Origin of the sequence: Pseudomonas sp. P9_31, assembly GCF_034008235.1 — a bacterium.
Lineage (GTDB): Bacteria > Pseudomonadota > Gammaproteobacteria > Pseudomonadales > Pseudomonadaceae > Aquipseudomonas.
In genome coordinates, this window is sequence record NZ_CP125375.1 from 4492949 (window position 1) to 4512132 (window position 19184).

A 19184-nucleotide genomic window follows, 5' to 3' on the forward strand; every position below is an offset into this window, starting at 1 on the left:
TGTTGATCTTGCTGTTGCTGTTGCTTTGGCTTTTGATCTTGATCTTGATCTGTCCGCCCCTTTCCCAGAGGCCGAACGCAGGCGTTGCGCAGGGGGCACCGCGGCAAGGATGCCGCGGTAGCCGCCCCCGGCCATGGATGGCCGATGGCGGCGGCCCCCCGGAGCAATGCCGGAGTGAGGGTATGCCGAGCCTAGGCGAGGCACCGAATGGTGGGGCAAGACCTTTTGGTTACTTTTGGGGCGCTTGCCAAAAGTGACCCGCTGTAAGAGCGGAACCATAAGTGGCCGTTACCACAGAAACGGATATGTACTCGATCAAAGAGCCCGGTCGGCTATCAGGCCACCTCCGCGAAAAAGCCATACACAGTGCGATAACCGCCCAATAAAAAAATGCCCCGATCTCTCGACCGGGGCATTCGTTTTAGCGCGGCTTATATATAGAAGCCTTAGTGCGCAACCGCCCCACTCGCCCCCAACCCGGTCTGCGAACGAACGAACTGCGGGAAGAACAGCGCCCGCTCGTTCACGCCCTCGGCGGACTTGTCAGTGACCGAGAAGAACCAGATCCCGACAAACGCAATGGCCATGGAGAACAGCGCCGGGTATTCATACGGGAAGATCGCCTTCTCGTGACCCAGGATCTGCACCCAAATGGTTGGCCCCAGTACCATCAAGCCAACAGCACTGACCAGACCCAGCCAGCCGCCGACCATCGCGCCGCGAGTCGTCAGCTTCTTCCAGTACATGGAAAGCAACAGCACCGGGAAGTTGCAGCTCGCCGCGATGGAGAACGCCAGGCCCACCATGAACGCGATGTTCTGCTTCTCGAACAGAATGCCCAGGCCGATCGCCAGCACCGCCAGGGCGATGGTGGTGATTTTCGAGACACGGATCTCGTCCTTCTCGTTGGCCTTGCCCTTCTTGATCACGCTGGCATACAGATCATGGGACACCGCCGAGGCACCCGCCAGGGTCAGGCCGGCCACCACCGCCAGGATGGTCGCGAACGCTACCGCCGAGATGAAGCCCAGGAAGATACTACCACCCACCGCGTTGGCCAAATGCACCGCCGCCATGTTGTTGCCGCCCAACAGCGCACCAGCCGCATCTTTAAAGGCCGGGTTGGTGCTGACCAACAGGATCGCACCGAAACCGATGATGAACGTCAAGATGTAGAAGTAGCCAATGAAGCCGGTTGCATACAGCACGCTTTTACGCGCTTCTTTCGCGTCACTCACGGTGAAGAAGCGCATCAGAATATGCGGCAGGCCAGCGGTACCGAACATCAGTGCCAGGCCGAGGGAGAACGCCGAGACCGGATCTTTCACCAGACCGCCCGGGCTCATGATCGCTTCACCTTTAGGGTGAACCTTGATCGCCTCGGAGAACAGCGCGTTGAAGTCGAAGTTGACGTGCTTCATCACCATCAGCGCCATGAACGAGGCACCGGACAGCAACAGCACCGCCTTGATGATCTGCACCCAAGTGGTCGCCAGCATGCCGCCGAACAGCACGTACAGGCACATCAGGATGCCCACCAGGATCACCGCAACGTGGTAGTCCAGGCCGAACAGCAGCTGAATCAGCTTGCCGGCACCGACCATTTGCGCGATCAGGTAGAACGCCACCACCACCAGCGAGCCGCACGCCGACAGCGAGCGGATCTGGGTTTGCCCCAAGCGATAGGACGCCACGTCGGCAAAGGTGTACTTGCCCAGGTTACGCAGACGCTCGGCGATCAGGAACAGAATGATCGGCCAACCCACCAGGAAGCCGATCGAATAGATCAGGCCGTCGTAGCCGGAGGTGAACACCAGGGCGGAAATCCCCAGGAAAGACGCCGCGGACATGTAGTCACCGGCAATCGCCAGACCGTTCTGGAACCCGGTGATCTTGCCGCCCGCCGCATAGTAGTCGGCCGCCGATTTGTTGCGCTTGGACGCCCAGTAGGTGATGCACAGGGTTGCCCCCACGAACACCACGAACATCAGGATCGCGGAAACGTTGAGCGGTTGTTTCTGTACCGCGCCCGTCAGGGCTTCAGCCGCCCATGCGCCAGGTGCGAAGGCTGCGATGCTCAATAGAGCCATTAGACGCCGGATCATTGCTGAGCCTCCTTGAGAATCGCATTGTTCAAGTCGTCGAATTCGCCATTGGCGCGTCGCACGTAGATGCCTGTCAGGACAAAGGCCGAAACAATCAGCCCGACACCGATCGGAATACCCCAGGTAATCGATGACTCAGGGCTGATTTTCGCGCCCAGAATATGCGGCCCGTAAGCAATCAAAAGGATGAATCCAGAGTACAGCCCAAGCATGATCGCTGAAAGAATCCAGGCGAATCGTTCCCTCTTGCTAACCAGCTCCTTGAAGCGTGGGCTGTTTTGAATCGAGAGGTAAATGCTGTCGTTCATTGTTTTTATCCTCGCAGCACAGATTTTAGTTGGAACGCTATCTACTCTATGCGGCTGCCGGACAGGTTCCAGACGACCTTAGTATTAGAACGACATGACAGACTCGCCATTTTTTCAGCATGCATCAAACAATGTGGGAGCGAGCCTGCTCGCGATTACGGTGTGTCAGTCAACATCTATGCCGACTGATACATCTCAATCGCGAGCAGGCTCACTCCCACAGGAAAAAGCAAAAAGCCCCTTGGCATTTAAGCCAAGGGGCCTTGAGAGGTGCTGACCAGACGCTTCAAGTCAAATCATTTGGTCCAGTCGGCAACGCGATCCGGGTGTTTGGCCACCCAGTCTTTCGCTGCGGCTTCAGGTTTGGCACCGTCCTGAATCGCCAACATGACTTCGCCGATTTCGTCTTTCGACGCCCACTGGAAGTTCTTCAGGAACTTCGCAACTTCAGGCGCTTTGGTTGCCAGTTCTTTGCTACCGATGCTGTTCACGGTTTCAGCCGCGCCATAAACGCCTTTCGGGTCTTCCAGGAAGCGCAGTTTCCACTTGGCGAACATCCAGTGCGGCACCCAACCGGTGACGGCAATGGATTCGTTTTTCTTCTCGGCACGGGTCAGCTCGGCAATCATGCCGGCGCCGGAACTGGCCTTGAGGGTGTAATTGTCCAGACCGTAATCCTTGATGGCCTGATCGGTCTTGAGCATCACGCCTGAACCGGCGTCGATGCCGACGATACGGCCCTTGAAGCTCTCGTCGGTTTTCAGATCCGCAATCGACTGGGCCTTGACGTACTCCGGCACGATCAGACCGATTTTCGCATCCTTGAAGTTCGGGCCGTAGTCGACGACCTGATCCTTGTTCTTCGCCCAATATTCGCCGTGAGTCACAGGCAGCCACGCCGACAGCATGGCGTCGAGTTTGCCGGTGGCCACACCTTGCCACATGATCCCGGTGGCAACCGCTTGCAGTTTCACATCATAACCGAGCTTCTGTTTGATCACTTCAGCAGCCACGTTGGTCGTGGCGACGCTGTCCGACCAGCCGTCGACATAACCGATCGTTACTGCCTTGCCTTCAGCGCTGGCTACGGTAGAACTGATCGCCAGCACCAAAGCGGCACCTGCGCCCAAGAGTCGTCGCATCTTCATCGTTACTTCCCCGAAAGTGCTGCACTCGACGGATGCCGAGTCGCTCAACGTATTTTTATGGTGCACAGCGCCCCCATCACGCCGACCGCAAACTCGCTCGATCGTCAGTGGAGTACTGACGTGTCGATCATCAACCTGACGCCAGCAGTGACCTGCTCTGTCAGCGACCTCAAGGCATCGAGAAACGACATCAGAACGCCATTAATCGTGCCCCGTGAAAGTACGCACGCCAACCCCGCCCAAACTTTGCATGTCAAAATTATGCGGGCCACCAAGCACGGGACAAATGCAGGTAACATGCGCGACTTTGCTCCCAGACGGCCTGACCATGCCCGCGACATCCCGCTTTCCTTTTTTGGCTTATCTCTTCGCTTGCCTGCTGGGGTTTTTTGCCCTGGGTGGCTTCTGGTATGGCCTCGGCAAACCGGTGATCCTGCCGGACGTGGCCAGCGCGACGCACAAGCTGCAATGCGCCTCCTACACCCCGTTCGACAAAGACCAATCGCCATTCGATGTGCCGTTCAAACTGCGCCCCGAGCGCATGGACGCTGACCTCGCGCTACTGGCAACCCGTTTCGAATGCATTCGCACCTATTCCATGACCGGCCTCGAGGCTCTGCCCGATCTGGCACGCAAACACGGCTTGAAGCTGATGATCGGCGCCTGGGTCAACAGCAACCCGGTGGACACCGCCAAGGAAGTCGATCTGCTGATCGCCTCGGCCAATGCCAACGCGGATGTAGTGACCTCGGTAATCGTCGGCAACGAAACCCTGCTGCGCAAGGAAGTCACCGGCGCGCAGTTGGCGACGCTGATTAACAAAGTCAAAAGCCAGGTCAAACAACCGGTGACCTACGCCGACGTCTGGGAGTTCTGGCTCAAGCACCCGGAAGTCGCCCCGGCGGTGGACTTTTTGACCATTCATTTGCTGCCGTACTGGGAAGACGAGCCATCGAACATCGACGCCGCGCTACAGCATGTGGCCGAAGTACGTCAGGTGTTCGGCAACAAATTTGCGCCCAAGGACGTGCTGATTGGCGAAACCGGCTGGCCAAGCGAAGGCCGTCAGCGCGAAACCGCCTTGCCGAGCCGGGTCAATGAAGCCAAGTTCATTCGCGGTTTTGTCGCCATGGCTGAGCAGCAAGGCTGGCATTACAACCTGATCGAGGCGTTCGACCAGCCCTGGAAACGCGCCAGCGAAGGTGCAGTGGGCGGTTATTGGGGACTGCTCGATGCCGATCGCCAGGACAAGGGCGTGCTCGCCGGGCCGGTCTCGAACGTACCGTACTGGTCGCAATGGCTGGCGCTGGGTGGCTTGATCTTCATCGGCACGCTGATCCTCGGCGGTCGCGTTCGCAGCACCCGCGCGGCGTTGGTGCTGCCACTGCTCGGTGCCTTGGCGGCCTGCTCGATTGGCGCCTGGGGTGATCTGGCCCGTGTTACCACCCGGTTTGCCAGTGAATGGTTATGGGTTGCCTTGCTGACGGGGTTGAATCTGTTGGTGCTGGCCCATGCCGCGCTGACCTTGAGCGCCCGTACCGGTTGGCGTGAACGCGCCTTCAATGCTCTGGAACGTCGAGCCGGCTGGTGGCTGGCAGCGGCAGGTTTTGCGGCGGCGGTAATGATGCTGGAGCTGGTGTTCGACCCGCGTTATCGCAGCTTCCCGAGTGTCGCGTTCATCCTGCCGGCGCTGGTGTACCTGTGCCGTCCGGTGAGCGTGCCACGTCGGGAAATCGCCCTGCTGACCTTTATCATAGGCGCCGGCATTGCGCCGCAGCTGTATCAAGAAGGTTTGCAGAACCAGCAGGCCTGGGGCTGGGCGCTGGTGAGTGTGTTGATGGTGGCGGCGTTGTGGCGCAGCCTGCGGGTTCGCAAGGGCTGATCTTCAGCGCGGCAACCGGCCCTCGCTCCCACCGTTAACCGCGTTCTCATGCTGGATGCGGTCGAATGTGGGAGCGAGCCTGCTCGCGATGACGGACTATCAAACCCCGCGGGACGCCCGGACCAAACGCAAAGCAGCAATCACCACCGCAAACACCGCCAACGTGGTGGTGTACAACGCCAGCGCCGGAAACCCGAACACCAGCGCCAGCACCGCCAACCACCACCCCGCTCGCTCCGGCAGCACAAAACCGATCACGGCGGCGGCCACTGCCGTCCAGCCCAGCACCTTGAAATGAATCATCAAGCCCAGATTCGAACGAATCTGACATTCCCAGCGACTGGCCTCGTCAACGCAGATGCCGACCCATTGAGCATCCTCCATGAAGCCGTAACGGGCGCCATAACTGGCGGCCAGCCACAATGGCAGAAGAACGAGCAGCAGAATCACGGGCAGACGGCGGGACATGAAACACTCCAATAAACGAAATCGGCGGCCAGCTTAATCTCCCGACAGCCTTACGCAAGCGCTAACAACAGTTAACTGGCCAGCCAATCACTGCAAAGTGTATCGTCCCGCTACCGTTGCTCCGAAATCAGCCTGTTTTGGTGCCGATGCATGGCACTTTGACGCAAATCCGATGGTCATAGCCTGCGAACTTCATCCGGCACCTTCCTCTAAGGGATCCAGTCATGCTCCGTTCCTTGCGCTTCGCCGCCCTGTTTGGCGGCTTGATTTTAAGTGCGTCCGTACTGGCGGCCGACATTGACGCCGCCAGCTATGGCTATCCCCTGACCAATCCGTTCGAGGCGACCATTGCCACGACACCACCGGATTTGCGCCCGGAATTGCCGCTGGACGAAGACATCAATCAGTCGGACCGCAGTGTCACCTTGCGCCCGGAGCGTGAATTCAGCCTGCCGGACAATTTCTGGCCGGTAAAGAAGCTCACCTACCGCATCGCCACGCAAGATAAAGCCGCTCCGTTGATCTTCCTGATCTCCGGCACTGGTGCACGCTATGACAGTACCCTTAACGAGTACCTGAAAAAGCTCTACTACAAGGCCGGCTATCACGTGGTGCAGCTGTCGTCGCCCACCAGCTTCGACTTCATGACCGCCGCCTCGCGCTTCGCTACACCGGGCGTGACCAAGGAAGATGCCGAAGACATGTACCGGGTGATGCAGGCTGTGCGGGCGCAGAACCCGAAATTGCCGGTTACCGATTATTTCCTGACCGGTTACAGCCTCGGCGCACTGGATGCGGCGTTTGTTGCGCATCTGGATGAAACCCGTCGCAGCTTCAATTTCAAGAAAGTCTTGCTGCTCAACCCGCCGGTCAACCTTTACACCTCGGTCACCAACCTGGACAAACTGGTACAGACAGAGGTGAAGGGCATCAATAACACCACCACTTTCTATGAGCTGGTGCTGGACAAACTGACCCGTTACTTCCAGCAGAAGGGCTACATCGACCTCAACGATGCCTTGCTCTACGACTTCCAGCAGTCCAAGCAGCACCTGAGCAACGAACAGATGGCCATGCTGATCGGCACCTCGTTCCGTTTCTCGGCGGCGGACATCGCCTTCACCTCGGACCTGATCAACCGTCGCGGCCTGATCACGCCACCGAAATACCCGATCACCGAAGGCACCACCCTCACACCGTTCCTCAAACGCGCACTGCAATGCGACTTCGACTGCTACATCACCGAGCAGGTCATCCCGATGTGGCGCGCCCGCACTGATGGCGGCAGCCTGCTGCAACTGATCGATCAGGTCAGCTTGTATGCACTCAAGGACTACCTGCACGACAGCCCGAAAATCGCCGTCATGCACAACGCCGACGACGTGATTCTCGGCCCTGGCGACCTGGGTTTTCTGCGCCGGACCTTTGGCGACCGCTTGACTGTTTATCCATTGGGCGGCCATTGCGGCAACCTCAACTATCGCGTCAACAGCGACGCCATGCTGGAGTTTTTCCGTGGCTAAATACCCCCTGCTGATCGCAGCGTTACTCTGTGCAGGCGTCGCCAATGCCGACAACAGCAAAGCCAACGCCCCGGTGGTGGTCGATAAAGACGGTTTCAAGGAACCGCTGAGCAAACTCAAATTCAACCCGGGGCTGGATCAGCGCGAATTCGAACGTTCGACGCTCAATGCGCTGAACGTCTATGACCCGCTGGAAGAGTGGAACCGCCGCGTCTACCACTTCAACTACCGTTTCGACCAATGGGTGTTCCTGCCTGTGGTCAACGGCTATCGCTACGTCACCCCAAGTTTCCTGCGCACCGGCGTCAGCAACTTCTTCAACAACCTCGGTGACGTGCCGAACCTGGTGAACAGCCTGCTGCAATTCAAGGGGCAGCGCTCGATGGAAACTACCGCACGCCTGCTGCTCAACACCACCATCGGTGTCGCCGGCCTGTGGGACCCGGCCACCGCCATGGGGGTGCCGCGCCAGAGCGAAGACTTCGGCCAGACCCTGGGTTTCTACGGCGTACCGGGCGGCGCCTACTTCGTGCTGCCGATCCTCGGCCCGTCGAACCTGCGTGACACCGCGGGCCTGGCGGTCGATTACACCGGCGAATCGGCGATCAACTTCCTGAACGTTTCCGAAGTCAGCTCCAACCACCCGGAAATCTGGGTACTGCGCGGTATCGACAAGCGCTATCAGAACGGCTTCCGCTACGGCCAGCTGAACACACCGTTCGAGTACGAAAAAGTGCGTTACGTGTATACCGAGGCGCGCAAGCTGCAGATCGCCGAGTAACGTCGTCGGCAACAAAAAAGGCCATTCGATGCAGATCGAATGGCCTTTTTTATGCGCGATGTTCCAAGCACCGCCAACCTACTGTGGGAGCGAGCCTGCTCGCGATAGCGGTCTAACAGTCAACATTGATGGCGAATGTTATGACCTCATCGCGAGCAAGCTCGCTCCCACAGGTTCAGGCCTTTACCGTTTTCCAGATCTTGCTGACAGCCATCACCCCAACCAACACCGCCGCACCCGCCACAATCCCGGCCACCGCATTCAGCAACGTCGGCACGATAAATCCGGCCCCACCAGCACCTGCGGTGACACCCTCGATCCAGTGATGAACCACCGGCACGCCGTGGGTCAGAATCCCGCCGCCGACCAAAAACATCGCCGCCGTGCCGATTACCGACAGGCTTTTCATCATGTACGGCGCCGCACGCAGTATCCCGCCGCCGATGCTTTTGGCCATCTGGCCGGGCTTCCGGGTCAGCCACAGACCGAGGTCGTCGAGTTTGACGATGCCCGCCACCAGCCCGTACACGCCGATGGTCATGACGATGGCGATGCCCGAGAGCACGATCACTTGTTGGGTCAGCGATGCATCAGTCACAGTGCCCAGGGTGATGGCAATGATTTCCGCCGAGAGAATGAAGTCGGTACGGATCGCCCCTTTGATCTTGTCCTTCTCGAACGCCACCAGATCCACCGCCGGGTTGGCCACAGCCTCGACCAGTTCTGCGTGTTCGGCCTGATCTTCGGCTTGGCTATGCAGGAATTTGTGGGCGAGTTTCTCGAAGCCTTCGAAGCACAGGTACGCGCCACCGACCATCAACAACGGTGTGACCAGCCACGGAATGAACGCGCTGATGGCCAACGCCGACGGCACCAGGATCAGCTTGTTGAGGAACGAGCCCTTGGCCACCGCCCACACCACCGGGATTTCCCGCTCGGCACGTACGCCGGAAACCTGCTGGGCGTTGAGCGCCAGATCGTCGCCCAGTACACCGGCGGTCTTCTTCGCGGCCATTTTGGTCATCAACGCCACGTCGTCCAGTACGGTGGCGATGTCGTCGATCAGCACCAGCAAACTGCTTCCTGCCATGAATCGGGTTTCCTTCTTGAATGAATGGCGCGCAGCATAACGCGACCCGAGGCCACACGGGGCATTCTTGAGCGCCGCGCGAGGCCGGTGCTACCATGCGCAACCGCCAGAACAGGCAAGGAACCCCTTGGTTTATGAGCACTATCCGCGAGCGCAACAAAGAACTGATCCTGCGTGCCGCCAGTGAAGAATTTGCCGACAAGGGCTTCGCTGCGACCAAAACCAGTGACATCGCGGCCAAGGCGGGGCTGCCCAAGCCCAACGTCTACTACTACTTCAAATCCAAGGAAAACCTCTACCGCGAGGTCCTGGAAAGCATCATCGAGCCAATCCTGCAGGCCTCGACACCGTTCAACGCCGACGGTGTGCCCAGCGAAGTGCTGAGCGGCTACATTCGCTCGAAAATCCGCATCTCCCGTGATCTGCCCTTCGCCTCCAAGGTATTCGCCAGCGAAATCATGCACGGCGCCCCGCACTTGAGCCCCGACCTGGTCGAGCAGCTCAACGGCCAGGCCAGGCACAACATCGACTGCATCCAGACCTGGATCGACCGCGGCCAGATCGCCCCGATCGACCCCAACCACTTGATGTTCAGCATCTGGGCCGCGACCCAGACCTACGCCGACTTCGACTGGCAGATCTCTGCGGTGACCGGCAAGGCCAAGCTGGATGAAGCCGACTATGAAGCGGCGGCGCAGACGATTATCCGGTTGGTGCTCAAGGGGTGTGAGCCCGACCGATAAACCGAGGCGGTGCCATTCGCGAGCAGGCTCGCTCCCACACTGAATCTGCGTCGTACACAAATCAAATGTGGGAGCGAGCCTGCTCGCGAAGAAGGCAACCAGGTTTCATTTCAAACCCAAATCGCATCCCACAACGGATAGTCGCCAAGCTTCTCAACCAGTCCCGCGCGCAATGGGTTGGCCACGATGTACCGAGCCAACTTCACCAAGTCTTCCTCACGACGCAGCGCCCGATCATGAAAGCCTCGCTGCCAAAGGCTGATCTTACGACCAGTGGACAGAATCACCGCTTTGGTGCTCAAAGATTTGGTCTTTTGCATCAGCCCACTCAACGACCCTTTCTGCAATTCGATCAACCAGTGAAAGTGATCGGGCATGACAACCCAAGCCAATGAGTTGGCACAACCTTGATCCTGAGCGGCGCGAAATTGTGCGACGACTAATCTGCCCAAGACAAAATTGTTGAAGACAGGTTTTCTTCCAAGCGTGTTGGTGGTCAGCAGGTAAATTCGGTTGGGCTCGGCAAATCGGCCGATGCGCAAGCGGTGTGAAGCAGCCAGATTCGGCATTCCTTTGCCCTTTTCATGATGAAGTCATGAAGAAGGCTAGACCTGTGAATGCTTTTGGGTGGGGCGGACTTTTAGCTGGATGTGTCTGGTAGATGGCCATCGCGAGCAGGCTCGCTCCCACAATGGTTCCGCGGCGTTCACAAATTTTGTGTCCACCATTGATCTACTGTGGGAGCGAGCCTGCTCGCGATGGCGACTGTTCAGACCCTGAAGATCAACCAACCACCCCCGCATCCGCCCTCAACCCCTGCGCCTCGATCGCCCTGATCGCACACTGCTCATCAACATCAGACAAATCGCCGCTGATGCCCACCGCCCCCAACACACTCCCGTCCTGATCCCGAATCAACACGCCGCCCGGTACCGGGACGACGCTGCCCTGTCCCAGGCTATTCAGCGCGGCGAAGAAGGCCGGGCGTTGTTGGGCGTCTTGAGCCAGCAGCCGTGAGCCTTTGCCCAGGGCGATCGCGCCCCAGGCTTTGCCAATGGCGATCTGCGGGCGCAGCAGGCTCGCGCCGTCTTCGCGTTGCAGCGTTATCAAGTGCCCGCCGGCGTCCAGCACCGCAACGGTCAATGGCGCGGCAGAGATTGCACGGCCTGCGGAGATGGCCTGATTGGCCAGGTTGACTGCGATGTTCAAGGTTAAAGCGCTCATGGTGCCGTCCTCATTTTGTTATTGGGAAAGCCGTTGGACTGTTTTGTGTTGCGCAATCCGATGCGACAAATAGAACACAATGAGCAATTTATTTGTATACAATAATTCTATAAAACAGCCACATTCGACGATAAGCCACACTTCACAAGGCTTCCGACGAATGAAACAGCTGCTTGAGAAAATGGATTGACCTGCGCCGTCCGCCGTGAATACACTCTGCGCAAAGCCACTTGTATACAATTACAAAACGTAAGAGGCACAAAACAATGAGCAAAATGAGAGCAATCGAAGCCGCCGTTCTGGTGATGCGCCGTGAAGGGGTCGATACCGCTTTTGGCATCCCGGGCGCCGCGATCAACCCGCTGTACTCCGCCTTGCAGAAGGTCGGTGGCATCGATCACGTCCTCGCTCGCCACGTTGAAGGCGCCTCGCACATGGCCGAGGGCTACACCCGCACCAAGGCCGGCAACATCGGCGTGTGCATCGGCACGTCCGGCCCGGCCGGCACCGACATGGTCACCGGGCTCTACAGCGCCTCGGCCGATTCGATCCCGATCCTGTGCATCACCGGCCAGGCACCACGGGCCCGCATGCACAAGGAAGACTTCCAGGCCGTCGACATCACCAGCATCGTCAAGCCGGTCACCAAGTGGTCGACCACCGTCATGGAGCCGGGCCAGGTGCCTTACGCGTTCCAGAAAGCGTTCTATGAAATGCGCTCCGGCCGCCCTGGCCCAGTGCTGATCGACCTGCCGTTCGACGTGCAGATGGCTGAAATCGAATTCGACATCGACGCCTATGAGCCGCTGCCGCTGGCCAAGCCGACGGCTAATCGCGTGCAGATCGAGAAGGCTCTGGCCATGCTTGATCAGGCTGAGCGCCCACTGTTGGTGGCCGGTGGCGGCATCATCAATGCCGATGCCAGCGAGTTGCTGGTGGAGTTCGCCGAGCTGACCGGCATTCCAGTGATCCCTACCCTGATGGGCTGGGGCACCATCCCGGACGATCATCCACTGATGGTCGGTATGGTCGGCCTGCAAACCTCGCACCGCTACGGCAACGCGACGATGCTGAAGTCCGACATGGTGCTGGGTATCGGTAACCGTTGGGCTAACCGTCACACCGGTTCGGTCGACGTTTACACCGAGGGTCGCAAGTTCATTCACCTCGACATCGAACCGACCCAGATCGGTCGCGTGTTCACCCCGGACCTGGGCATCGTTTCCGACGCCGCTGCCGCGTTGACCGTGTTCATCGAAGTCGCTCGCGAATGGCAAGCCGCCGGCAAGCTGAAAAACCGCAGCGCCTGGCTGCAAGACTGCCAGCAGCGTAAAGCCAGCCTGCAGCGCAAGACTCACTTCGACAACGTGCCGGTCAAGCCGCAGCGCGTGTACGAAGAGATGAACCAGGTGTTCGGCAAGGACACCTGTTACGTCAGCACCATCGGTCTGTCGCAGATTGCCGGCGCGCAGTTCCTGCACGTCTACAAACCGCGTCACTGGATCAACTGCGGTCAGGCCGGCCCGTTGGGCTGGACGATTCCGGCAGCACTCGGTGTGGTCAAGGCTGAGCCGACCCGCAAAGTGGTGGCGCTCTCGGGCGACTACGACTTCCAGTTCATGATCGAAGAGTTGGCAGTGGGCGCGCAGTTCAAGTTGCCGTACATCCACGTGGTGGTGAACAACTCGTACCTGGGGCTGATCCGTCAGGCTCAGCGCGGCTTCGACATGGACTACTGCGTGCAGCTGTCCTTCGACAACCTCAACGCTCCGGAACTCAACGGTTACGGTGTCGACCACGTCGCTGTCGCCGAAGGCCTGGGTTGCAAGGCGCTGCGGGTGTTCGAACCGGATCAGATCCAGCCTGCCCTACGCAAGGCTCAGGAACTGATCGAGGAGTTCAAGGTGCCGGTGATCGTCGAGATCATTCTGGAGCGCGTGACCAACATTTCCATGGGCACCGAGATCAACGCCGTCAACGAATTCGAAGACTTGGCGCTGGTTGGCAACGACGCGCCAACGGCGATTTCGCTGCTCGATTAACTGCTGACCGTTCCCACTGTGGGAGCGAGCCTGCTCGCGAAGGCGGCTTCACATCCACAGAGATGTTGACCGACATACCGCATTCGCGAGCAGGCTCGCTCCCACAGGAGGCCTCACACATATACGGGAGACCACCATGCCGCGTTTCGCAGCCAACCTGTCCATGCTGTTCACCGAGCAGGATTTTCTTGCCCGTTTCGACGCTGCCGCCAAGGCCGGCTTCAGTGGTGTCGAATACCTTTTTCCCTACGACTTCAGCTCCGCCGACATCAAGGCCAGGCTCGATGCCAATGGCTTGACCCAGGTGCTGTTCAACCTGCCGGCCGGTGACTGGGCCAAGGGCGAGCGCGGTATTGCATGCCTGCCGGATCGGGTCGAAGAATTCCGCGCCGGTGTCGATCTGGCCATCGCTTACGCCAACGTGCTGGGCAACACCCAGATCAACTGCCTGGCCGGTATTCGTCCACAAGGCGTCGACGAAGCGACCGTGGAAAAGACCTTTGTCGCCAACCTCAAGTACGCAGCCGACAAGCTGCAAGCGGCGGGCATCAAACTGGTGATGGAAGCGATCAACACGCGTGACATCCCGGGCTTCTACTTGAACAACACGGCGCAAGCCCTGTCGATTCGCGAACAGGTCGGCAGCGCCAACCTGTTCCTGCAATACGACATTTATCACATGCAAATCATGGAGGGTGACCTGGCCCGCACCATGGCTGCGCACCTGGACGAGATCAACCACATCCAGTTGGCCGACAACCCAGGGCGCAACGAACCGGGCACCGGTGAAATCAATTACCGCTTCCTGTTCGAACACCTGGACCGCATCGGCTATCAGGGTTGGGTTGGCTGTGAATACAAGCCGCTGACCACCACTGAAGCGGGTCTGGGTTGGTTGAAAACCCATAACGCAATCTGACTCAGATCCCTGTGGGAGCGAGCCTGCTCGCGATAGCAATGTACCGGTCAACATAGATGCTGAATGTGATGACCTCATCGCGAGCAGGCTCGCTCCCACAAAAAAGCAGCGATCCCCCTATTTGCTTGAGCAACAAAAACAAGAGGATTTTCTCATGGCTAAAATCGGATTTATCGGCACCGGCATCATGGGCCACCCAATGGCGTTGAACCTGCAGAAAGCCGGTCACAGCCTGTTCCTGTCGGCGCACCACGACCCTGCACCTGCCGATCTGGTCGCCGCTGGCGCCGTCGCGCTGGCGAACCCGAAAGAAGTCGCCCAGGAAGCCGAATTCATCATCGTCATGGTCCCGGATACCCCGCAGGTCGATGACGTGCTGTTCCGCGCCGACGGCGTTGCCGCAGGCGTGAGCAAAGGCAAAATCGTGATCGACATGAGCTCGATCTCGCCGACCGCCACCAAAGCCTTCGCTGCCAAGATCAACGAGAAAGGCGCGCAGTACCTCGACGCGCCAGTGTCCGGCGGTGAAGTCGGCGCCAAGGCGGCGACCCTGAGCATCATGGTCGGCGGCGAAGCCGATGCCTTCGAACGCGCCCTGCCGCTGTTCCAGGCCATGGGCAAGAACATCACCCTGGTCGGTGGCAACGGCGATGGGCAAACCGCGAAAGTGGCGAACCAGATCATCGTCGCGCTGAACATCCAGGCTGTGGCCGAAGCCCTGCTGTTCGCCTCGAAAAACGGCGCCGATCCAGCCAAAGTACGCGAAGCGCTGATGGGCGGCTTCGCCTCGTCGAAGATCCTTGAAGTTCACGGCGAACGCATGATCAAAGGCACCTTCGACCCGGGCTTCCGCATCAGCCTGCACCAGAAGGACCTGAACCTGGCCCTGGCCGGCGCACGCGAATTGGGCATCAACTTGCCAAACACCGCCAATACCCAGCAAGTGTTCAGCACCTGCGCGGCCATCGGTGGCAGCAACTGGGACCACTCGGCGCTGATCAAGGGCCTGGAACACATGGCGAATTTCTCGATTCGCGATAAATAACACCTGCCCCCTACTGATCGTTCCCACGCTCTGCGTGGGAATGCATCCCGGGACGCTCCGCGTCCCTGCCGAGCGGACGCGGAGCGTCCAGTTGAGGCATTCCCACGCAGAGCGTGGGAACGATCATTTGCGCTAAACAAAACAATAAGACTGGGAGCCCGCCATGTCGGTCGATCCGCAACAACTGCTGCGCGAGCTGTTTGCCACAGCCATCGACGCGGCCCATCCGCAGCACGTCCTCGAAGCTCATTTGCCCAAAGATCGCAGCGGTCGGGTGATCGTCATCGGCGCCGGTAAAGCCGCAGCCGCCATGGCCCAGGTGGTCGAGCGCTGCTGGCAGGGTGAAGTGTCTGGCCTTGTGGTGACTCGCTACGGTCACGGCGCCCCGTGCGAAAAAATCGAAGTGGTCGAAGCCGCGCACCCGGTGCCGGATGCCGCGGGGCTGGCCGTGGCCAAACGGGTGCTGGAACTGGTCAGCGACCTTAGCGAAGACGACCGCGTGATCTTTCTGCTGTCTGGCGGTGGCTCTGCCCTGCTCGCCTTGCCCGCCGCCGGCATCACCCTGGCCGACAAACAGTCGATCAACAAAGCCCTGCTCAAATCCGGCGCGACCATCGGCGAGATGAATTGCGTGCGCAAGCACCTCTCGGCGATCAAGGGCGGACGTCTGGGCAAAGCCTGCTGGCCGGCCACGGTTTACACCTATGCGATTTCCGACGTACCGGGCGACCTCGCCACGGTCATCGCGTCCGGCCCTACGGTGGCCGACCCGAGCACCTCGTCCGAAGCGCTGGCGATCCTCAAGCGCTATGGCATCGAAGTCCCGGCCTCGGTGCGCAACTGGCTGCAAAGCCCGGAATCGGAAACGGTCAAACCCGGCGATCCGAGCCTGGCCCGCAGTCACTTCCAATTGACCGCCCGCCCACAGCAATCGCTGGAAGCGGCGGCGGTGAAAGCCCGTCAGGCCGGTTTCAGCCCGTTGATTCTCGGCGATCTGGAAGGAGAATCACGGGAAGTGGCGAAAGTCCACGCCGGCATTGCCCGGCAGATCGTCCAGCACGGCCAGCCGCTGTCGGCACCGTGCGTGATTCTGTCCGGCGGCGAAACCACCGTCACCGTGCGCGGCAATGGTCGTGGCGGGCGCAACGCCGAATTCCTGCTGAGCCTGACCGACAGCCTCAAAGGCTTGCCCGGCGTCTACGCCCTGGCCGGTGACACCGACGGTATCGACGGTTCCGAAGACAACGCCGGCGCGATCATGACCCCGGACAGCTACGCCCGCGCCATCGCCCTTGGCTTGAGCGCCAGCGACGAGTTGGACAACAACAATGGCTACGGTTATTTCGAGGCACTGGACGCCCTGATCGTCACCGAGCCGACCCGCACCAACGTCAACGATTTCCGCGCCATTTTGATTCTCGAGACCCCTAAACATGACGCCTGACAAGAAAGTCAAAATCCTCGCTACCCTTGGCCCGGCCACCGACGGGATCGACGATATCCGTGAATTGGTGCAGGCCGGGGTCAATATCTTTCGCCTGAACTTCAGCCATGGCGATCACGCCGACCACGCGCAGCGCTATCAGTGGATTCGTGAAGTCGAGCGCCAGCTGAATTACCCCTTGGGGATTCTGATGGACCTGCAAGGCCCGAAACTGCGAGTCGGCAAATTCGCCCAGGGCAAAGTGCAGCTGCATCGCGGCCAGGCATTGCGTCTGGATCTGGATGCGACACCGGGGGATGAACGCCGGGTCAACCTGCCCCACCCGGAAATCATCGCAGCCCTGGAGCCCGGCATGGACCTGCTGCTGGACGACGGCAAGCTGCGCCTGCGGGTGGTGACCAAGTACGCCGATGCCATCGACACCACGGTGCTCAACGGTGGCGAGCTGTCGGATCGCAAAGGCGTCAACGTGCCGCAAGCCGTGCTGGACCTGAGCCCGCTGACCGCCAAGGACCGTCGCGACTTGAGCTTCGGTCTGGAACTGGGCGTGGATTGGGTCGCACTGTCGTTCGTGCAACGCCCGGAAGACATCCGCGAAGCCCGCGCGCTGATCGGCGACAAGGCGTTCTTGATGGCGAAGATCGAGAAACCATCGGCCGTGACGCAACTACGGGAAATCGCTGAATTGAGCGATGCGATCATGGTCGCGCGCGGTGACCTGGGTGTGGAAGTGCCGGCCGAAAGCGTGCCGCAGATTCAGAAAAACATCATCAGCACCTGCCGCCAACTCGGCAAACCGGTGGTGGTGGCGACGCAGATGCTGGAGTCGATGCGTTTCTCCCCGGCCCCGACCCGTGCCGAAGTCACTGACGTCGCCAACGCCGTGGCCGAAGGTGCGGACGCGGTGATGCTGTCGGCGGAAACCGCGTCCGGCGAATACCCGCTGGAAGCCGTGCAAATGATGAGCAAGATCATCCGTCAGGTGGAAAACGGTCCGGACTATCAGACCCAACTGGACGTGAGCCGGCCGAAGGCTGAAGCCACGGTGTCGGACGCGATCAGCTGCGCGATCCGCCGCATCAGCAACGTGCTGCCGGTGGCGGTGCTGGTGAATTACAGCGAGTCCGGCGCGTCGAGTCTGCGGGCGGCGCGGGAACGGCCGACGGTGCCGATCCTCAACTTGACGCCAAACCTGCAAACCGCACGGCGTTTGACGGTGGCGTGGGGCGTGCACTCGGTGGTCAACGATCGGCTGCGGCAGGTGGATGAAGTGTGCTCGACGGCACTGGAGATTGCCCAGGCACAGGGAATGGCTCAGCGGGGGGATACGTTGCTGATTACTGCTGGGGTGCCGTTCGGGCAGCCGGGGTCGACCAATTCGTTGCGCATCGAGACATTAATCTAACTCCCCCCCACACAATGATCGTTCCCACGCTCTGCGTGGGAATGCAGCCCGGGACGCTCCGCGTCCCAAGAGCAGACGCAGAGCGTCCATTGAGGCATTCCCACGCAGAGCGTGGGAACGATCTGTACTGACTGCCCCCATCATGCCTGCCAACCACTTCCACACCCACTGCCCCGACTGGGCCACCGCCCTGCTCAACGGCTTCAGCCAGATCTTCCTCCAGCGCCATCCGCTGTGCGGCCTGCTGTGTCTGTTGGCGATCCTGTTCAGTGCGCCGGCCCTGCTCGGCGGTGCGTTACTGGGAGGTGTCGCCGGGTTGCTCACCGCGCAACGTCGCGGGTATGCCAAGGCTGATCGTCAGGCCGGGCTGTTCAGTTACAACGGTGTTTTGCTCGGCTTGCTGCTGAGCCTTTATTTCCCTTGGTCAGCGCTGCTACCACCGTTGATCATCGCCAGTGGCGGCCTGAGCGCGATGCTCACCCGGCAATGGCTCAAAGACGCTGACGATCATCAATGTCTACCGGCCTATACCGCACCTTTCGTTGGGTTGAGTTGGTTATTGCTCGGCTTTGCCGCACCGCAGCAACCCGCTCCGCTGATTGAACTGAACACCCTCAACCTGCTCGCCGCCGAATTGAAAGGCCTGGGGCAAGTCATGTTTCTCGGTCATCCCCTGGCCGGCGCGCTGATTGCCGCCGGGTTGCTGATCGCTGACCGCCGCGCCTTCCTGTGGGCGCTGCTCGGCTCCGCTGCCGGCCTTGGCTTCGCCTTGCTGCATCACGACACCTCCAGCGCCTTGCAGGGCTTGAGCGGCTACAACCCGCTGCTCGCCGCCCTCGCCTTCAGCCCGCAACGCCGCCAACCGTGGCTGCCGCTGCTCGGCATTCTGCTGGCAGTGTTGCTCACGCCGGGATTTGCCGCACTGGGTCTGGCAGCGCTGACCGCGCCCTTCATCCTTGCCTGCTGGCTGATTCGCGCAGGCTGCAGAGTGCTGCGTCAGGCCGCCATAGACAGCGCGCCTTGCGCTACCGGGGAGAATCACCCTAGGCTTCGCTGA

General features: G+C 60.0%; 17 protein-coding genes. 10 read left to right on the plus strand and 7 right to left on the minus strand.

Features of this window, described 5'->3' with window-relative positions:
• Positions 1-446: 446 nt before the first annotated feature.
• The 3 genes from QMK51_RS20145 to QMK51_RS20155 all read right to left on the minus strand — a co-directional run bounded on the left by QMK51_RS20145 (position 447) and on the right by QMK51_RS20155 (position 3561).
• A complete protein-coding gene (locus QMK51_RS20145; RefSeq protein ID WP_320391366.1) occupies positions 447-2105 on the minus strand; it encodes a cation acetate symporter in 1659 nt (552 codons plus the stop codon).
• Positions 2102-2413 (minus strand): DUF485 domain-containing protein, encoded by a 312-nt coding sequence (locus QMK51_RS20150; RefSeq protein ID WP_007939152.1) that lies wholly within the window; start codon positions 2411-2413, stop codon positions 2102-2104. The genes QMK51_RS20145 and QMK51_RS20150 overlap by 4 nt, the downstream gene beginning before the upstream one ends.
• Positions 2414-2709: 296 nt before the next feature.
• Complete coding sequence (locus QMK51_RS20155; protein ID WP_258696908.1) at positions 2710-3561, minus strand: glycine betaine ABC transporter substrate-binding protein; 852 nt, start codon at positions 3559-3561, stop codon at positions 2710-2712.
• Positions 3562-3847: 286 nt separating this feature from the next.
• Here QMK51_RS20155 and QMK51_RS20160 point away from each other — a divergent pair, with 286 nt between their 5' ends.
• A complete protein-coding gene (locus tag QMK51_RS20160) occupies positions 3848-5443 on the plus strand; it encodes a beta (1-6) glucans synthase (protein ID WP_320391368.1) in 1596 nt (531 codons plus the stop codon).
• A 99-nt stretch (positions 5444-5542) separates the two neighbouring features.
• Here the strand turns inward: QMK51_RS20160 and QMK51_RS20165 are convergent, their stop codons facing one another.
• Positions 5543-5911 (minus strand): hypothetical protein, encoded by a 369-nt coding sequence (locus QMK51_RS20165; RefSeq protein WP_258696910.1) that lies wholly within the window; start codon positions 5909-5911, stop codon positions 5543-5545.
• Positions 5912-6135: 224 nt separating this feature from the next.
• On the opposite strand from QMK51_RS20165, the gene QMK51_RS20170 reads away from it, so the two are divergent.
• Positions 6136-7434 carry a serine/threonine protein kinase gene (locus QMK51_RS20170; RefSeq protein WP_258696911.1) on the plus strand — a complete coding sequence of 433 codons (1299 nt, stop codon included), beginning with the start codon at positions 6136-6138 and terminating at the stop codon, positions 7432-7434.
• On the plus strand, positions 7427-8215 hold the full coding sequence (locus QMK51_RS20175; RefSeq protein WP_258696912.1) for a VacJ family lipoprotein: 789 nt from the start codon (positions 7427-7429) through the stop codon (positions 8213-8215). The genes QMK51_RS20170 and QMK51_RS20175 overlap by 8 nt, the downstream gene beginning before the upstream one ends.
• Positions 8216-8390: 175 nt before the next feature.
• On the opposite strand, the gene QMK51_RS20180 is transcribed toward QMK51_RS20175, so the two are convergent.
• The gene (locus tag QMK51_RS20180; protein WP_320391369.1) at positions 8391-9305 is read right to left on the minus strand and encodes a DUF808 domain-containing protein; all 915 of its coding nucleotides are present in this window, start codon (positions 9303-9305) and stop codon (positions 8391-8393) included.
• Positions 9306-9439: 134 nt separating this feature from the next.
• Between QMK51_RS20180 and QMK51_RS20185 the strand changes: the two genes are divergently transcribed.
• Positions 9440-10048, plus strand: coding sequence for a TetR/AcrR family transcriptional regulator (locus tag QMK51_RS20185; protein ID WP_258696914.1), 609 nt, complete (start codon positions 9440-9442; stop codon positions 10046-10048).
• A 110-nt stretch (positions 10049-10158) separates the two neighbouring features.
• Here the strand turns inward: QMK51_RS20185 and QMK51_RS20190 are convergent, their stop codons facing one another.
• Both QMK51_RS20190 and QMK51_RS20195 read right to left on the minus strand, forming a co-directional pair.
• Positions 10159-10617, minus strand: a complete 459-nt coding sequence (locus QMK51_RS20190; protein ID WP_320391370.1) for an REP-associated tyrosine transposase — start codon at positions 10615-10617, stop codon at positions 10159-10161.
• A 214-nt stretch (positions 10618-10831) separates the two neighbouring features.
• A complete protein-coding gene (locus tag QMK51_RS20195; protein ID WP_258696916.1) occupies positions 10832-11272 on the minus strand; it encodes a GlcG/HbpS family heme-binding protein in 441 nt (146 codons plus the stop codon).
• A gap of 266 nt (positions 11273-11538) precedes the next feature.
• Between QMK51_RS20195 and gcl the strand changes: the two genes are divergently transcribed.
• The 6 genes from gcl to QMK51_RS20225 all read left to right on the plus strand — a co-directional run bounded on the left by gcl (position 11539) and on the right by QMK51_RS20225 (position 19184).
• On the plus strand, positions 11539-13314 hold the full coding sequence (gcl, locus tag QMK51_RS20200) for a glyoxylate carboligase (RefSeq protein ID WP_320391371.1): 1776 nt from the start codon (positions 11539-11541) through the stop codon (positions 13312-13314).
• A 136-nt stretch (positions 13315-13450) separates the two neighbouring features.
• On the plus strand, positions 13451-14233 hold the full coding sequence (gene hyi, locus QMK51_RS20205) for a hydroxypyruvate isomerase (RefSeq protein WP_320391375.1): 783 nt from the start codon (positions 13451-13453) through the stop codon (positions 14231-14233).
• Between the two features lie 154 nt (positions 14234-14387).
• Positions 14388-15278 carry a 2-hydroxy-3-oxopropionate reductase gene (locus tag QMK51_RS20210; RefSeq protein ID WP_320391376.1) on the plus strand — a complete coding sequence of 297 codons (891 nt, stop codon included), beginning with the start codon at positions 14388-14390 and terminating at the stop codon, positions 15276-15278.
• Between the two features lie 163 nt (positions 15279-15441).
• Complete coding sequence (locus tag QMK51_RS20215) at positions 15442-16722, plus strand: glycerate kinase (protein ID WP_320391378.1); 1281 nt, start codon at positions 15442-15444, stop codon at positions 16720-16722.
• Positions 16712-18127, plus strand: a complete 1416-nt coding sequence (gene pyk / locus QMK51_RS20220; RefSeq protein WP_320391379.1) for a pyruvate kinase — start codon at positions 16712-16714, stop codon at positions 18125-18127. The genes QMK51_RS20215 and pyk overlap by 11 nt, the downstream gene beginning before the upstream one ends.
• A gap of 142 nt (positions 18128-18269) precedes the next feature.
• On the plus strand, positions 18270-19184 hold the full coding sequence (locus QMK51_RS20225; protein WP_320391380.1) for an urea transporter: 915 nt from the start codon (positions 18270-18272) through the stop codon (positions 19182-19184).

What these genes read in the sequence shown, in the direction of transcription:
- QMK51_RS20190 (WP_320391370.1), bottom strand. Translation starts at nt 10,617, where the DNA reads ATGCCGAATCTGGCTGCTTCACACCGCTTGCGCATCGGCCGATTTGCC.
- hyi (WP_320391375.1), top strand. Translation starts at nt 13,451, where the DNA reads ATGCCGCGTTTCGCAGCCAACCTGTCCATGCTGTTCACCGAGCAGGAT.
- QMK51_RS20180 (WP_320391369.1), bottom strand. Translation starts at nt 9,305, where the DNA reads ATGGCAGGAAGCAGTTTGCTGGTGCTGATCGACGACATCGCCACCGTA.
- QMK51_RS20215 (WP_320391378.1), top strand. Translation starts at nt 15,442, where the DNA reads ATGTCGGTCGATCCGCAACAACTGCTGCGCGAGCTGTTTGCCACAGCC.
- QMK51_RS20155 (WP_258696908.1), bottom strand. Translation starts at nt 3,561, where the DNA reads ATGAAGATGCGACGACTCTTGGGCGCAGGTGCCGCTTTGGTGCTGGCG.
- pyk (WP_320391379.1), top strand. Translation starts at nt 16,712, where the DNA reads ATGACGCCTGACAAGAAAGTCAAAATCCTCGCTACCCTTGGCCCGGCC.
- QMK51_RS20165 (WP_258696910.1), bottom strand. Translation starts at nt 5,911, where the DNA reads ATGTCCCGCCGTCTGCCCGTGATTCTGCTGCTCGTTCTTCTGCCATTG.
- QMK51_RS20225 (WP_320391380.1), top strand. Translation starts at nt 18,270, where the DNA reads ATGCCTGCCAACCACTTCCACACCCACTGCCCCGACTGGGCCACCGCC.
- QMK51_RS20170 (WP_258696911.1), top strand. Translation starts at nt 6,136, where the DNA reads ATGCTCCGTTCCTTGCGCTTCGCCGCCCTGTTTGGCGGCTTGATTTTA.
- gcl (WP_320391371.1), top strand. Translation starts at nt 11,539, where the DNA reads ATGAGCAAAATGAGAGCAATCGAAGCCGCCGTTCTGGTGATGCGCCGT.
- QMK51_RS20145 (WP_320391366.1), bottom strand. Translation starts at nt 2,105, where the DNA reads ATGATCCGGCGTCTAATGGCTCTATTGAGCATCGCAGCCTTCGCACCT.
- QMK51_RS20150 (WP_007939152.1), bottom strand. Translation starts at nt 2,413, where the DNA reads ATGAACGACAGCATTTACCTCTCGATTCAAAACAGCCCACGCTTCAAG.
- QMK51_RS20210 (WP_320391376.1), top strand. Translation starts at nt 14,388, where the DNA reads ATGGCTAAAATCGGATTTATCGGCACCGGCATCATGGGCCACCCAATG.
- QMK51_RS20185 (WP_258696914.1), top strand. Translation starts at nt 9,440, where the DNA reads ATGAGCACTATCCGCGAGCGCAACAAAGAACTGATCCTGCGTGCCGCC.
- QMK51_RS20195 (WP_258696916.1), bottom strand. Translation starts at nt 11,272, where the DNA reads ATGAGCGCTTTAACCTTGAACATCGCAGTCAACCTGGCCAATCAGGCC.
- QMK51_RS20160 (WP_320391368.1), top strand. Translation starts at nt 3,848, where the DNA reads ATGCAGGTAACATGCGCGACTTTGCTCCCAGACGGCCTGACCATGCCC.